The sequence below is a fragment of the Brevibacterium sp. Mu109 genome (assembly GCF_900169375.1).
GTDB classification, from domain to species: Bacteria; Actinomycetota; Actinomycetes; order Actinomycetales; family Brevibacteriaceae; genus Brevibacterium; species Brevibacterium yomogidense_A.
In genome coordinates this window covers 186,123-201,262 of record NZ_FXZF01000003.1, presented here as the reverse complement: position 1 = coordinate 201,262, position 15,140 = coordinate 186,123, and the positions used below count along the sequence as shown (strand labels likewise).

Sequence of the window (15,140 nt, the reverse complement as noted above, 5' to 3'; positions counted from 1 at the left end):
CGCCCCACACGCATTCACCCACGGGTGCGATGTCCACGACGACCCAGACTCACGGCGACGGAGCGTCACGCCTGCACAGCCTCACGCCGGCACAGCCAGTCTTACGACGACCGCACGTCGTGGACGCGCCACTGGTCGTCGGACCACTCGAGGACGAGGACCACCGGGACCGGCGCCGTGCCCGTGGAGCGCATCGTCGCACGCACGTGCGCCCGCTGCCCGTCCGCGGGCGGCTGCCCCTCCTCAAAGTCCTGTTCCGCACCCAGGCCCCGGGACTCGTCACCGCGGGACTCGTGGTCGACTGCGAAGCCGACGTCGGACAGGGACAGCGCGTCTGCGCACTCGGCACACTCCCCCAGCGTGCGCTGTGCGTCCGCCTCAGCCGCAGGAGACCCGGGCACCGTCACCGCGGCCAGTGCGTCCGCGTCGCCGTTCGCGAAAGCCTCCGCGCGGGCACGCGTGAGTGCGACTGCGGCGTCGAGGGGGCCGGCTGCATGCGTGCCGATCTCCGAGGGCGCAGCGGAAGACGGGGACGGCATCGAAGGCTGCATGGGAGGCTGCGGCGGAGTGGGTGTCGGGTCAGCCGGGTTGGTCGGAGTGAGCGGAGTGGTCGGAGTGGGCTGCGACGACGCGTGCCTCGCCTCCGCGTCGCCAGCGTGCGATCCGGCACCTGTGCCCATGAGCACCGCGCCCACGGCGACCGCCGCCGCACACAGGACGAGGATGCCTGTCGCGAGGCGCCCATGCCTCCTGCCCCGCTCGGCCCGTCGCCGGTCGCGCCGTGGTCTGGCCTCGTCACCGTTCGCCGTCGGCACTCGGGACGACCGATGACCCTCAGACGACCGACGACGCCGGGACGACCGTCGCCCCTGAGGCGGCCGATCGGGCACGCGTGCACCGGGCAGTCGAGACCCGACCTGGTGCGACTCGCTCGTGCGCGCAGAGCGGGTCGGTGAGGTCCGCAGCGCCTCGACGAGTTCCGGGCTGAGAGTCCCTGTCGGTGCATCGTCCTCGAGCACCCCGGGCTCAGCGGGCAGGAAGCCGCGCTCACGCGACGGGCCCAGGCGCCCGATGCGCGCACGCAGATCCGCGATGTCCGCAGGCACTGTCGCCCCACCGGTGAGCACCGACCCCTCGAGCAGGTCGGTGACGAGTCCGGAGACGGCGGCCGAGGCCTCGGGCGCGGTCTCCGACACCGGCAGCCCCGTCTCCTCCCACGTCGCCCCGGTGAGAGCGAGGTGCAGCAGCTCTCCGAGCTCGGCCGCATCCGACCGCGTCGCGCCGTCCCGGAAACGGCCCGGCACCAGGACCACGCCTCCGCCCCGTTCCACCGCGAAGCTGCGGATCGCAGCGCGGGATCCGCCACAGGGCGCCGCCGGAGCCGTCTCGAGCACCTCGAGGACCTCATCGAGCACACCGAGCGCGAGCGCCGCCGACATGCCCCCGCGCAGTCGGAGGGCGTCCTCCAGGAGCCCGCCCTCGCAGCGCGGGACGAGGAGACCGGCACGACCGTCCACACTCGCACCGCGCACGGACGGCCACACCGTGGATTCGGCCTCCCCGACCTCGTCCGAATCCACCACGGCGAACCAGCGCGTCTCCTCGTCCCGGCGCACGCGGAGGAGTGCCGAATCGATCTGCTCGTCGATGGCCCAGTCCCCGCCGGTCGACCAGCGAGCTGCATCCGCATCCATGCTGTCTCCCACCCTCCGCGCGCTTCGTCGCGCACTCCTTCGGACGCCGTGAGATGCAGTATACGTCCATTTGATATTGTTTGACTATCCTGGATGCCTCCAGCGTGACCAGATGGACGTGATGAGGTTAACAGTGGGGCGTGCGCCGCAGCGCGACCCCGCCGGATACTGTGAGCCACATGGCTTTCACCATGGAGCGCCTCGGATACCACCCGCAGCTCGTCGACTACCGCGACGCATGGTCGCTGCAGACCCGCTATCACGACGACGTGGTGCGCGGGGAACGCCCCTCCACCCTCCTGCTCCTGGAGCACGACGCCGTCTATACGGCGGGGAAGAGGACGGAGGACCACGAGCGGCCGTCCGACGGCACACCGGTCATCGACGTCGACCGCGGCGGGAAGATCACCTGGCACGGACCGGGGCAGCTCGTCGCATACGCGATCTACCGGCTTCAGGACCCGAAGGACGTCCGCCTCTTCGTCGAGCAGATCGAGCAGGCGCTCATCGCGCTCATGGCGGAGCACGGCATCGCCGCACGCACCGTCGAGGGACGGGCAGGAGTATGGCTCGCCGCTGACGACCGCGGCCCCGAGCGCAAGATCGCAGCCATCGGCATCCGCATCCACGACGGCGTGACCATGCACGGCCTCGCGGTGAACTGCTCGAACGATTCGGCGGGATTCGACTCGATCATCCCCTGCGGCATCGCCGACGCCGGCGTCACCTCGATGTCACAGGAGCTGGGGCGCACCGTCACCCCCGAGCAGATCGCAGACCGGCTCGCAGAACTCCTCGACGACCACATCACCGCCTGACCACGACCACTCGCCCGGCGACACCGACACCACCGCCCACTCAGTGAAGGGACTCCACCGTGACACTCGCACCCGAGGGCCGCAGGCTGCTCCGCATCGAGGCGCGCAATGCGCAGACGCCCATCGAGCAGAAGCCGGCCTGGATCAAGGCGAAGGCCAACATCGGCCCGGAATTCACCCAGCTCAAGTCACTCGTGCGCGGCGCCGGACTGAACACCGTGTGCGAGGAGGCCGGCTGCCCCAACATCTTCGAGTGCTGGGAGGACCGCGAGGCCACGTTCCTCATCGGCGGTGAGCAGTGCACCCGACGCTGTGACTTCTGCCAGATCGACACCGGCAAGCCGGCGGACTTCGACGCGGATGAGCCCCGCCGCGTCGCGGACTCCGTCCGTCAGATGGGACTGCGCTACTCCACGATCACGGGCGTCGCCCGCGACGACCTCGACGATGGCGGCGCCTGGCTGTACGCGGAGACGGTCCGCCGGATCCACGCGCTGGAGTACGAGGACGGGGCGGGCACCGGCGTCGAACTCCTCATCCCCGATTTCGATTCCAAGGACGACCAGCTCGCAGAGGTCTTCTCCAGCCGCCCCGAGGTCCTCGCCCACAACGTGGAGACCGTTCCCCGCATCTTCAAGCGGATCCGCCCGGGATTCCGGTACGAGCGATCCCTCTCCGTCATCACCAAGGCCCGCGAGGCCGGCCTCGTGACGAAGTCGAACCTCATCCTGGGGATGGGAGAGACCGACGAGGAGGTCGTCGAGGCCATGCACGACCTCAAGGAGGCCGGCACGGACCTCCTCACGATCACGCAGTACATGCGGCCCTCTGAGCGTCACCACCCCATCACCCGCTGGGTCAAGCCGCAGACGTTCGTCGATCTGCGCGACGAGGGAGAGCGCATGGGCTTCCTGGGCGTCATGTCCGGTCCGCTGGTCCGCTCGTCCTACCGTGCAGGCAAGCTGTGGGCCCAGGCGATGCGCGCACGAGGCGAGGAGATCCCCGCCCACCTCGCCCACCTCGACCGCGACGTGGCGGCCCGCCAGGAGGCGCAGGCGGTCGTCGACGCCTTCGGTGAGGGCGACGAGGTACACTACTGAGTCGACCCCTCCCACCCCGTCCGCATCGAAGCGAGAGCATGTCAACGAACAGCGAAACCCCCCGCAAGGGCCTCTTCGGCCGCAAGAAGAAGGACCGGGCCCCCAAGAAGAACGGCCGGATCCAGCAGATGCGCGAGGTCTTCAACCTCGCCCGGAAGCACAACCCCGCTTCCGCCTGGCTCATGGCCGCCGCGCTCGTGGGTCTCACGCTGGTCGGCGTCGTCGTCGGCCTGCTCGTCAGCGGCGGTGTCTTCGGCACGATCCTCTGGGGCGTCTCCGGTCTCCTCGCCGGCGCCGTGCTCGCGATGTTCATGCTCGGTCGCTACGCGGAGACTGCAGCATTCGACCAGATGCGCGGCCAGCCCGGTGCGATCGGAGCGGTCCTCAACACCGCCCGGCGCGGCTGGCTGATGGATGAGCAGCCCATCGCTGTCGATCCTCGCACGCAGGAGATGATCTTCCGCACCACCGGGCGGGCCGGCGTGGTGCTCGTGGGTGAAGGACGGAGCAGGCACAAGGTGACGAAGCTGCTCGACAAGGAGAAGCGTCGCCACGAGAAGGTGGTGCGCGGCGTTCCGGTCCACACGTTCCAAGGCGGTGAGAACGACGGTCAGGTCCCCATGGAGAACCTCACGAAGACGCTATACAAGCTGCCGAAGCGCCTCAACAAGGCTGAGATCCTGGCAGTCCGCAACCGCCTGACGGGCATCGGCTCGATCGCGACCCGCCCACCGATCCCCAAGGGCGTCGACCCGAACAACATCCGTCCGGACCGTCGCTCACTGCGCGGTCGCTGACCCGCAGTCGCATTGCACGCGCGGGCTTCGTCTCCGCGCATGGCCGACACGGCTGAGGGCCGCACCGATCAGTTCGGTGCGGCCCTCAGCCGTTCTGCTCCGTGATGACCTGAGTGTGAGGACGCGATCAGCGCGTGCGCACGACGACGGTGCGCGTCGCCTGATCATGGAGTCCACGGCCGTCGGGATCGGTGATGACGACGGGGAGGACGATGCAGACGAGCAGGGTGCGCAGAAGACCGCGGAGCAGACCGACGGGGCCGGTCGAGGCGAGGGTCCCCCGCGACTGGATGTCGACCACTCCGATCCCCATCGCCAGGTGGCCCGGCGTGCGTCCCATGAGCCACACGCTCAGCAGGTACAGCACCGCGAAGATGGAGTGGATCGCGATGTTCATGACGAGGAGGTCCACGTCGAGCACCAGGTTCGCGATCATGATGGCGAGCACCCAGTCGATCACGATGCCGCCGACCCTGCGCAGCATCGACGCGACCGCGCCCGGGCCCTCTCGCGGGAGCCCCAGCCGCTGGCCCGGCCACGACCCCTCCGGCAGCGTCGGATACGTCAGCCAATGGGACCTGCCCGCGCCGTCCTCACCTTCAGAAACCATGCCTCCCAGGCTAGTCGATGCATCCTTGCCCTCTGCGCCGACCTCGAGCAGCCCCAGCGAGGGTCAAGAGCCTCCCCTTGAACACGCGCAGAACATTCGGGTGGCGATGGAGGTGCCTCAGGTCGATATAATGGGCGCGGAACGGACGTCGGGACCCCGTGGCGACACGGTGGTCCGTCGCCGGTCCTCACCGACACACAATCGAAAGCAGGAGAGTGCGCGTGTTCACGACAGCACAGGAGCTCATCGAATTCGTCAAGAAGGAGGAGGTCCAGTTCGTCGACATCCGCTTCTGCGATCTGCCGGGCGTCGTCCAGCACTTCAACCTTCCAGCGGAGTCGTACGGCGAGGACGAGATCACCGAGGGTCTGCTGTTCGACGGCTCGTCGATCCGCGGCTTCCAGGGGATCCACGAATCGGACATGAAGCTGCTCGCCGACGTGAGCTCGGCCTACCTCGATCCGTTCCGCGCGGCGAAGACCCTGGTCATCACCCACTCCATCGTCGACCCGTTCACGGACGAGCCGTACTCTCGGGACCCCCGCCAGGTCGCAGAGAAGGCGGAGGCGTACCTGCGGAGCACGGGCATCGCGGACACCGTCAACGTCGGCGCGGAGGCGGAGTTCTACCTCTTCGACGAGATCCGCTATCAGAACACCCCCGGCCACAGCTTCTACCAGATCGATTCGATCGAGGCCGCGTGGAACACGGGCGCGGACGAGCCGGGCGGGAACCTCGGGTACAAGACGCCTATGAAGGGCGGCTACTTCCCGGTGTCGCCCCAGGACCACTTCGCAGACATCCGCGATGAGATCTCCCTGACGCTCGGGAAGATCGGCTTCACCGTGGAGCGCGCGCACCACGAGGTCGGGACCGCCGGCCAGCAGGAGATCAACTACAGGTTCAACACGCTCAAGCACGCGGCGGACGAACTGCTGGACTTTAAGTACGTCGTGAAGAACGTCGCCGTGGAGAACGGCAAGTCCGCGACGTTCATGCCGAAGCCGCTGTTCGACGACAACGGCTCAGGCATGCACTGCCACCAGTCCCTCTGGAAGGACGGCAAGCCGCTGTTCTACGACGAGAACGGCTACGCCGGCCTGTCCGACCTCGCACGCTGGTACATCGGCGGGCTCATCGAGCACGCCGGAGCGGTCCTCGCGTTCACGAACCCGACGATCAACTCCTACCGCCGGCTCGTGAAGGGCTACGAGGCTCCGGTGAACCTCGTGTACTCGGCACGGAACCGCTCGGCTGCGATCAGGATCCCGGTCACAGGCTCCTCCCCCAAGGCCAAGCGCCTCGAGTTCCGGGTCCCCGACCCGTCGTCGAACCCGTATCTCGCGTTCTCGGCTCAGCTCATGGCTGGCCTCGACGGGATCAAGAACCGCATCGAGCCGCCGGAGCCGATCGACAAGGACCTCTACGAGCTGCCGCCGGAGGAGCTCGAGGGCATCGCCCTCGTCCCCCAGTCCCTCGAGGAGGCCCTGGTCGCGCTCGAGCAGGACACCGACTTCCTCACGGCCGGCGACGTCTTCACCGAGGACCTCATCGAGACCTGGATCCGCTACAAGCGCGAAGAGGAGATCGGGGTCGCCCGTCTCCGCCCGACCCCGACGGAGTTCGAGCTCTACTACTCGCTCTGACCCGATCCAGTCCACACTCTGAGGGGTCCCGCCGACGGCGGGGCCCCTCGTTAGACTTCCCGCATGACTCATTTCGACGTGCTCGTCATCGGCACCGGCTCAGGGAACTCCATCCTCGACGACCGCTTCGCGGATCTGCGGGTCGCGATCGCAGAGCCGTCCCTGTTCGGCGGCACCTGCCTCAACGCAGGGTGCATCCCCACGAAGATGTACGTCCATGTCGCCGACGTCGCACGCCAGGCGACTGACTCCCGGGACCTCGGGCTCCAGACGGACTTCGCATCGGCCGATTGGCCCGCCATCCGCGATCGCGTGTTCGCCCGCATCGACGAGATCGAGTCCGCGGGCCGCCGCTATCGCAGCGAAGAGCTCGACAACACCACCGTGCTGACGGAGCATCTGCGCTTCACGGGCACGCACTCGCTCGTGGGCGACGGCGGCTCCGAGGTGACGGCGGATCGCATCGTCATCGCAGCCGGTGCGCACCCCGTCGTGCCGGCCATCCCGGGGCTGGATCCCGCGCTGGTCGACGAACCGGGCCACCCGATCCACACCTCGCGCTCCATCATGCGGGTCGACGACCGTCCGGACTCCGTCCTCGTCCTGGGCTCCGGATACATCGCCGCGGAGTTCGCGCACATCTTCACCTCGATCGGCACGGACACCACGGTGGCCGTGCGCGGCGACAGCATGCTCGCCCACCAGGACGCAGAGGTGTCCGCCGCCTACACGGCGGCGTTCGCCGCGGAGAACGACGTCCGCTTCGGCATCGAGGCCTCGGAGGTCTCCCTCACCGACGACGGACGGGTGCGGGTCACCTTCGCGTCCACGGGCCGCGTCCCCGGCGCCGAGGTCCCCGAGCCGATCGTCGTGGAGCGCCTCCTGCTGGCCGTCGGCCGCGAGCCGAACTCCGCCGGTCTGGATCCCGTGGCCGCAGGGCTCGATGTGCACGCCGATGGCAGGCTGTCGGTCGACGCCCACCAGCGCGTGCTCAGCGGCGGCGATCCGCTGCCCGGCGTGTTCGCCCTGGGCGACGTCTGCTCGCCCTACCAGCTCAAGCACGTCGCGAACCACGAGGCCGACGTCGTCCAGCGCAACCTCCTCGTCGACCTCGCCTCCGGGACACCGGGCGGCGCGCAGGAGGCGGACCTCACGGCCACCCGGCACCATGCCGTGCCCGCCGCCGTCTTCACCCGTCCGCAGATCGCCACCGTCGGGATGACGGAGGAGGAGGCCCGGGCCTCGGGCGCCGCCGTCACCGTGGGACGCCGCGACTACGCGGGCGTCGCGTACGGGTGGGCCCTGGAGGATCGGACCGGATTCGCGAAGGTCATCGCGGACAAGGACACCCGGCGCATCCTCGGGGCCCACATCATGGGGCCGGAGGCGTCGATGATCATCCAGCCGCTCATCCAGGCGATGGCGTTCGGACAGCGGGCGGACGAGGTCGCCCGCGGCCAGTACTGGATCCACCCGGCCCTGCCCGAGGTCGTCGAGAACGCGCTGCTGGACCTCGACTTCGCGTAGCGGCCCGCGTGCCGCCCGCCTGCCGCTCGGTCAGGCCGCTCAGTCAGGCCGCTTCGTCTGGCCGCTCAGTCGTGCCGGTTCGCCCACGGGTCATCGGCGTCCGCGGTGCCGTCGAAGCCGAAGAAGAGCCGCTCGACCACGCGGCGGGCACGCCGCGTGGCGCTGCGGTAGTCCTCTGCGAGCTCCCTGCTCTGCCCGGCGGGGTATCCAAGTAGTCGGGCGCAGGCCTCGAGCTCGAAGAGATCCGCCGGGAGCGACGCGGCCGTGCGCCCGCGGAACAGCATCGCAGCGGATCGCAGGCCGGAGGCCAGCAGCCACGCCTCGCGCAGCACGTCCGCATCCGTCTCTGCGATCAGTGAAGCATCGACGGCCGCGCTCAGTGCCGGCAGGGTCGAGGTCGTCCGCAGTTCCTCCACCCTGCGGCCGTGGCTGAGCTGGAGCAGCTGCACCGTCCACTCCACGTCGCTCAGACTGCCCCTGCCCAGCTTGAGGTGCGTGCGACGGTCAGCGCCGCGCGGCAGCCTCTCCGCCTCCATCCGCGCCTTGAGCTTCCGCATCTGCCGCACGGAGCGCTCCGGGACGGATTCCGGGTAGCGCAGGTCGTCGATCAGGGCCACGAAGTCCTCGCAGAGCGCTGCGTCCCCCGCGATGGGGCGTGCTCGCAGCAGCGCCTGGGCCTCCCACGGCTCCGACCACTTCGCGTAGTACGAAGCGTACGATTCGAGGCTGCGCACCAGAGGCCCGGAGCGCCCTTCGGGCCGCAGATCGGAATCCACCAGGATGCCGGGCAGCGCATCAGGTCGGGACGCCTCCTTCGTCAGGGCCAGCGCCAGGCGCTTCACGTGCGCGGCGAGCGTCGATGCGTCCTCGGAGGTGGGGCCGGTGGACCCGGAAGCCTCCGGATCCCCGCTGGGCCGGTACGCGAACATCACGTCCGCGTCGGAGAAGTATCCGATCTCCGCCCCGCCCAGTCGGCCCATCGCGATGACCGCGAATTCGTAGGGCGGCACCCCCTCGCCGTCCATGGACAGGCGGAGCGCGGAGACCAGCGCGTCGAGGTAGACGTCCGCATTGCGCGACAGCGCCGCGGCGGTCTCGTCCACCCCCGGCTGCTCGAGCACGTCGGTGAGCGCGGTCCGCAGGACCTCCCTGCCGTGCAGCGCACGCAGCGGCTGCAGCGCCCGGGCGCCGTGGCGCGCCAGCAGCGTCCGTGCTTCACGGGCGATCGACTCCCGCGGACGGGGTGCCAGCGCGGAGTCGTCGTCGATCCACGCGACGGCGTTCGGCACATGCTGGAGGAGACTCGTGGCATAGGAGGATGCGGACAGCACGGCCGCCAGCGAATGCACCGCTGATCCCGAATCGCGCAGCAGCCTCAGGTACCAGCTCGAGTCCCTCAGACTCTCGCCCAGACGACGGAACGCCAGGAGTCCCGCGTCGGGGTTCACCCCCTCTGCGAGCCAGTCCAGCATCGCCGGCAGGACCTGCCGGTGGATCACGGCCGCACGGCTCACTCCCGACGTCGCCGCCTGGATGTGGGTGAGCGCTGCCTTCGGATCCCGGTAGCCGAATGCGGACAGCCGATCCCGCGCATCCGCGGCGGTGAGCGAGGTCAGCACGGTGTCGGAGCTCGCTGCGTCGAGGATGGGGCGGTAGAAGATCTGCTCGTGGTACGAGCGCACCCGGCGACGGACGTCCGCCAGCGCACGGTCCAGGCGCGCGGTGGTCCGATCCCCCGTGGAGTACACTGCGCGGGCGAGCCTCCTCCTGCGGTCCTCCAGCTGCGGGATCACCGCGGTGCGCAGCAGCCGCGGGATCTGAAGGCGGTGCTCCACCACCCGGAGGAACCGATAGCACTCGTCCAGGCCCCGCGCGTCGGACCGTGCGATGTAGCCGCGCTCACCCAGCCGCGACAGGGCCAGGAGGGTGGCGGGAGCGCGGATCGATTCGTCCACACCGCCGTGGACCAGCTGGAGGAGCTGTGCGGAGAACTCCACGTCGCGCAGGCCGCCGCGGCCCAGCTTGATCTGCGCGTCCGCCTGCTGGGTGGGCAGCAGGGAGACGACCCTGCGCCGCATCGCGCGGACGCCTTCGACGAACCCGTCGCGCTGGCTGGCCGACCAGACATGGGGCCGCATCCGATCCGCCCACTCCCTGCCCAGGAACACGTCGCCGGCCAGGTGACGGGACTTCAGCAGGGCCTGGAACTCCCACGACTCCGCGACGTCCGAGTAGTAGGCGTCGAACTCGTCGACGGTGCGCAGGAGTCGGCCCGACTTCCCCTCCGGGCGGAGTGCGGCATCGAGCTCCCAGAGCGCGGGCTCCTGACCCGCCGCACCGACGATCTCTGTGATCCGCGCGACCATGTCCTCTGCGGCCTTCACCCCGTCGTCGTCCGGAGCGGCCGCGTCAACGGGTGCGTCTTCGCCCGGCGCGTGGACGTAGACCACGTCCACGTCCGACACGTAGTTGAGTTCGCGTGCACCGCACTTGCCCATCGCGATGACCGCCATCCGCACCCGCACGTGGGGATCCAGCTCCGCGCGTGCGATCGCCAGCGCCGCTTCGACCGCCGCACCCGCCAGGTCGGACAGGATGCGGCACACCTCGTCGACGACGCGAGCGGGCTCGGCTGACCCCAGGTCGTCAGCGACCAGGTGCAGCACTTCGTCGCGGTACGCGCGGCGCAGCGCGTCCACTCCCTCCTGTCCCGTGCGCGTCGCGACGGGGGATGCGACGTCCCGATCGGAGTCTGCGCCCACGGCGTGGAGCAGCAGATCCCGCAGTGCTTCGGCACCCGCGCCGGGAGAATCGAGGAGCAGCGGCCCCTCTCCCCGCAGGCCGAGCGCCGACGCCGGGTGACGCACGAGGTGGTCCGTGAGCGCCTCGGACGCGCCGGCGACGGTCACGATCCGCTGCAGGAGGCCGGTCGACGGGGACGCGGATTCCTCGCGCAGTGCGTCGAGGAGCCCTGCGTCATCGCACGCATCCGCCGCTTCGACGATGCGCAGCAGCCCCAGCGCCGCCGCATCCGGATCGACGGCGGCCGCGAAAAGCGCTCGCACGGCGGAATCGTCTGCGAGCGTCGTCCCCAGCTGCTCATCGACCTCGCCGAGGAACCGCAGCACCCTGCTGGGCCGCCTGCGTGAGCTCGACCGGGACGGGTCGCTGCTCCTCCCCCGTCGAGTCATCGTCACAGCGAGCCGAAGAGCCGCTCGAGCTCGAAGGGCGTCACCTGGTCGCGGTAGCTCGCCCACTCCTGCCGCTTGTTGCGGAGGAAGAAGTCGAACACCTCCTCGCCCAGCGTCGTGGCGACCAGTTCGCTGTCCTCCATGAGGGAGATCGCGTGGTCGAGGCTCTGCGGCAGCGAGCGGATGCCCAGGGCGCGGCGCTCCGCGTCCGTGAGCCTCCAGACGTTGTCCTCCGCCTCCTCGGGGAGCGGGAGCTCGTCCTCGATCCCCTGGAGACCGGCGGCGAGCATGAGCGCGTACGCGAGGTACGGGTTCGCCGCGGAGTCGAGTCCGCGGTACTCGACCCGCGCCGACGATTCCTTCCCGGACTTGTACTGCGGCACCCGGATGAGCGCAGACCGGTTGCGGTGCCCCCAGCAGATGTAGCTGGGAGCCTCGTGCCCCGTCCACAGCCGCTTGTACGAGTTCACGTACTGGTTCGTCACCGCGGTGATCTCCGGTGCGTAGTGCAGCAGTCCGGCCACGAAATGCCGTCCGATCGAGGACAGCTGGTACTCCGCGCCCGGCGCGTAGAAGGCGTTCGTCTCCCCCTCGAAGAGGGAGACATGGGTGTGCATGCCGTTGCCGGGCTCACCGGCGAGCGGCTTCGGCATGAAGGAGGCGTACACGCCCTGCTCCACGGCGACCTCCTTGACCATCGCGCGGAAGGTCATGACGTTGTCCGCCATCGTGAGCGCGTCCGCGTAGCGCAGATCGATCTCATTCTGACCGGGCCCCGCCTCATGGTGGGAGAACTCGACGCTGATCCCCATCGTCTCGAGGGTCTGCACCGCCTCCCTGCGGAAGTCGTTCGCCGTTCCTCCGTTCACATGGTCGAAGTACCCCGCGGTGTCGACGGGGACGGGGGCGGAGCCGCCCAGCTCGCCGGACTGGAAGAGGTAGAACTCGATCTCCGGGTGGACGTAGAACGTGAAGCCCGCGTCCGCGGCGCGCGCCAGACTCCGCTTGAGCACGTTGCGCGGATCCGCCGGTGCGGGCCCGCCGTCGGGCGAATGGATGTCGCAGATCATCCGCGCCGTGGGCTCGGTCTCACCCCGCCACGGCAGCAGCGAGAACGTCGACGGATCCGGCCTCAGCACCATGTCCGCCTCGTAGACCCGCGAGAAGCCCTCGACCGACGAGCCGTCGAATCCGATCCCCTCGCCGAATGCCCCCTCGAGCTCCGCGGGCACGATCGCCACCGACTTCAGCCGGCCCAGCACGTCCGGGAACCAGAGTCGGATGAAGCGGACGTCGCGGTCCTCGACCGTCTTGAGGACGAAGTCCTGCTGCTTGCTCATCGTCGCCATCGGCTCAGCTGTCCTCCCACTTCGCGTCCTCGCGCTCCCACTGCGCAGACTTGGATGCCGCCGTGTCGAGCGCGCTGCGTGCCTCCGCCTCCGTGTCGTAGGGGCCCATCCGGTTCTCCCAGCTGCTCTGCGGGCCCTTCTCCACCTGCCCGGACTTCGTGTTGAACCAGTAGTGCTCGGGCGTCGGGGTGTCAGCCATGGGTGCCTCCTCGCGGGTGGTCATGCGAATCGTGCGTCCAGCCTACCGCCGCGATCGTCGCGGGTCGGGGCCAACGGAGCATGTCGTCCGAGCACAAAAGGTTTGGTGCGCACACCTTTGAGCGTCTACGCTCGGATCGTCACAGCCGACGATGGAGGACAGCACACCATGCGCATCAGCGTTCCCACGGAGATCAAGAGCGCCGAGCGCCGCGTCGCGCTCACGCCGGCCGGGGTCCACGACCTCACGGGTCGCGGCCACGAGGTCGCGGTGCAGTCCGGTGCCGGACTGGGCGCGCACTTCGACGACGAGGCGTATGCCGCCGCGGGCGCGCGCATCATCGAGGACGCCGCAGAGATCTGGGGCAGGGCCGACATGGTCGTGAAGGTGAAGGAGCCGCTCCCCGAAGAGCACGGCTTCCTCCGCGACGATCTGATCCTCTTCACGTACCTCCACCTCGCCGCGGACGAATCCCTCACCCAGGCGATCCTCTCCGCGGGCACGACCGCGATCGCGTATGAGACGGTGCAGCCCGACGGCGGAGGGCTGCCCCTGCTCGCCCCGATGAGCGAGATCGCCGGTCGTCTGTCCGTCCAGGAGGGTGCGCACCACCTGCTGAGCCCCGCCGGCGGTCGCGGCGTGCTGCTGCCGGGAGTCCCGGGAGTGGATCGCGCCCATGTGACCGTGATCGGCGCAGGCGCCGCAGGTGCCTCTGCCGCGCGCGCCGCGGTCGGCATGGGTGCGCACGTGGAGATCTTCGATGTGAATCTGCCCCGACTGCGCTACCTCGACGAGGTCTTCGACGGTCGGCTCCAGACGAAGATGTCGACGCCCCTGGACATCGCCGAATCCGTGAAGCGCTCGGACCTCGTCATCGGTTCCGTGCTCATCCCGGGCAGCCGTGCCCCCAAGCTGGTCACCGACGACATGGTCGCCGGCATGGGCCGCGGCAGCGTGCTCGTCGACATCGCGATCGACCAGGGCGGCTGCTTCGAGGGATCGCGGCCCACCACGCACGATGACCCGACCTTCGCGGTGCACGACACCCTCTACTACTGCGTCGCGAACATGCCCGGGGCCGCTCCGGTCACGGCGACGCGAGCACTGACGAACGCGACGCTGCCGTACATCGGGCGCATCGCGGACAAGGGCTGGAAGGAGGCCCTCGGAGCCGACGTCGCGCTGGGTCGCGGGCTCAATGCGGCCGCGTGCCGCCTCACGAACGCTCCCGTGGCCCAGGCCTTCGGCATGGACCACCAGGACGTCGCCGAGGCCCTGGCGGGCTGACGCGTCCGACTCCCGTTCCCGTCAGCGCGCGATCACCGTCGCGACGGCCGACGAGGAGGGCCGGCCCCTCCCCGGGGGCCGGCCCTCGTCGGCCTCAGGAGCCGGACATCGTCGTGCTGCGGAAGTGCGCCTCGCACAGCTGGCCGGCATCCTCCGCCCGGCCTGCGGCGATCGCATCGACGATCGCGGTGTGGTCCGCGCAGGCGCGGGCGAACAGCGAGTCCGAGAAGGGGTCGTGGCGGAAGCCCGCATTGATCTTCCGGTCCAGCTCCTGGGCGATCTCCACCAGGTGCGGATTGCCGGCGGCCAGGGCGATCGCGTGATGCAGTCGCGCGTCGGCCGTGCGGGCCTCGGCGGCCGTCGTGGCGTGTTCATAGTCGAGCGCACGGCTGCGCAGCTGTGCCACGGAGTCGTCCGGCCGCCGGTCTGCGGCGGCAGCGGCGACGCGGTTCTGGATGATCGCGCGGGCGTCGAGCAGATCACGGCGGGCCCGCCGGAACTCCGTGAGCCGATCCGCGTAGACATCGACCCGGCCGGCCTCGACACGGGAGATGAAGGTTCCGCCGCCGCGGCCTCGGCGACGGACGACGAAGCCCGCGCGCTCCAGCGTGGAGAGTGCGGCACGCACGCTCGAGCGGGAGACGGCGAGTGCGTCTGCGAGGTCGCGCTCGGCAGGCAGGCGCGTGCCCTCCGGAAGGGCGCCGGCGGCGATCGACGCCATGATGTGGTCCGCGATCTGGCCGGGGGTCGACGCGGCGGAGACGACGTCGGAGAGATCGGCGAAGGACGCGTCCGCCTGCAGTCCCATCCTCCACCTCCCGCTGCGCGCTCCGTGAGACGAGCCGCTCCGTGCATCCGATGCGCTCGCCGCGTCCAGGATATAGGTCTGCGCGTCGTCGCCGGCACACCCGCGCGGGCCCTC

General features: G+C 69.8%; 12 protein-coding genes. 6 read left to right on the top strand and 6 right to left on the bottom strand.

The window, feature by feature from the left end; genetic code table 11:
* Positions 1-101: 101 nt before the first annotated feature.
* Positions 102-1,694: a hypothetical protein gene (locus BSP109_RS03225; RefSeq protein WP_101599357.1), complete on the bottom strand. Its 1,593-nt coding sequence runs from the start codon at positions 1,692-1,694 to the stop codon at positions 102-104.
* 179 nt (positions 1,695-1,873) lie between these two features.
* Here BSP109_RS03225 and lipB point away from each other — a divergent pair, with 179 nt between their 5' ends.
* The 3 genes from lipB to BSP109_RS03210 are packed head-to-tail and all read left to right on the top strand — an operon-like array spanning position 1,874 to position 4,409.
* Positions 1,874-2,512: a lipoyl(octanoyl) transferase LipB gene (lipB, locus tag BSP109_RS03220; RefSeq protein WP_101599356.1), complete on the top strand. Its 639-nt coding sequence runs from the start codon at positions 1,874-1,876 to the stop codon at positions 2,510-2,512.
* Positions 2,513-2,571: 59 nt separating this feature from the next.
* A complete protein-coding gene (gene lipA, locus BSP109_RS03215) occupies positions 2,572-3,612 on the top strand; it encodes a lipoyl synthase (protein WP_087006444.1) in 1,041 nt (346 codons plus the stop codon).
* Between the two features lie 38 nt (positions 3,613-3,650).
* Complete coding sequence (locus BSP109_RS03210; protein WP_101599355.1) at positions 3,651-4,409, top strand: DUF4191 domain-containing protein; 759 nt, start codon at positions 3,651-3,653, stop codon at positions 4,407-4,409.
* A gap of 127 nt (positions 4,410-4,536) precedes the next feature.
* Here the strand turns inward: BSP109_RS03210 and BSP109_RS03205 are convergent, their stop codons facing one another.
* Positions 4,537-5,019 carry a hypothetical protein gene (locus BSP109_RS03205; RefSeq protein ID WP_101599354.1) on the bottom strand — a complete coding sequence of 161 codons (483 nt, stop codon included), beginning with the start codon at positions 5,017-5,019 and terminating at the stop codon, positions 4,537-4,539.
* A 221-nt stretch (positions 5,020-5,240) separates the two neighbouring features.
* Here BSP109_RS03205 and glnA point away from each other — a divergent pair, with 221 nt between their 5' ends.
* Both glnA and BSP109_RS03195 read left to right on the top strand, forming a co-directional pair.
* Positions 5,241-6,665: a type I glutamate--ammonia ligase gene (gene glnA, locus BSP109_RS03200; protein ID WP_101599353.1), complete on the top strand. Its 1,425-nt coding sequence runs from the start codon at positions 5,241-5,243 to the stop codon at positions 6,663-6,665.
* A gap of 63 nt (positions 6,666-6,728) precedes the next feature.
* Positions 6,729-8,192, top strand: a complete 1,464-nt coding sequence (locus BSP109_RS03195; protein WP_101599352.1) for a mycothione reductase — start codon at positions 6,729-6,731, stop codon at positions 8,190-8,192.
* A gap of 65 nt (positions 8,193-8,257) precedes the next feature.
* Here the strand turns inward: BSP109_RS03195 and BSP109_RS03190 are convergent, their stop codons facing one another.
* The 3 genes from BSP109_RS03190 to BSP109_RS03180 form a co-directional block, all read right to left on the bottom strand.
* Positions 8,258-11,320, bottom strand: coding sequence for a bifunctional [glutamine synthetase] adenylyltransferase/[glutamine synthetase]-adenylyl-L-tyrosine phosphorylase (locus tag BSP109_RS03190; protein WP_257944533.1), 3,063 nt, complete (start codon positions 11,318-11,320; stop codon positions 8,258-8,260).
* Positions 11,321-11,385: 65 nt separating this feature from the next.
* Positions 11,386-12,723, bottom strand: a complete 1,338-nt coding sequence (locus tag BSP109_RS03185) for a glutamine synthetase family protein (protein ID WP_087005944.1) — start codon at positions 12,721-12,723, stop codon at positions 11,386-11,388.
* A gap of 13 nt (positions 12,724-12,736) precedes the next feature.
* Positions 12,737-12,931, bottom strand: a complete 195-nt coding sequence (locus BSP109_RS03180) for a hypothetical protein (RefSeq protein ID WP_087005775.1) — start codon at positions 12,929-12,931, stop codon at positions 12,737-12,739.
* Positions 12,932-13,099: 168 nt separating this feature from the next.
* On the opposite strand from BSP109_RS03180, the gene ald reads away from it, so the two are divergent.
* Positions 13,100-14,218, top strand: coding sequence for an alanine dehydrogenase (gene ald, locus BSP109_RS03175; RefSeq protein WP_101599369.1), 1,119 nt, complete (start codon positions 13,100-13,102; stop codon positions 14,216-14,218).
* A gap of 94 nt (positions 14,219-14,312) precedes the next feature.
* Here ald and BSP109_RS03170 read toward each other — a convergent pair whose 3' ends face one another.
* On the bottom strand, positions 14,313-15,026 hold the full coding sequence (locus BSP109_RS03170) for a FadR/GntR family transcriptional regulator (RefSeq protein ID WP_101599350.1): 714 nt from the start codon (positions 15,024-15,026) through the stop codon (positions 14,313-14,315).
* Positions 15,027-15,140 lie beyond the last annotated feature (114 nt).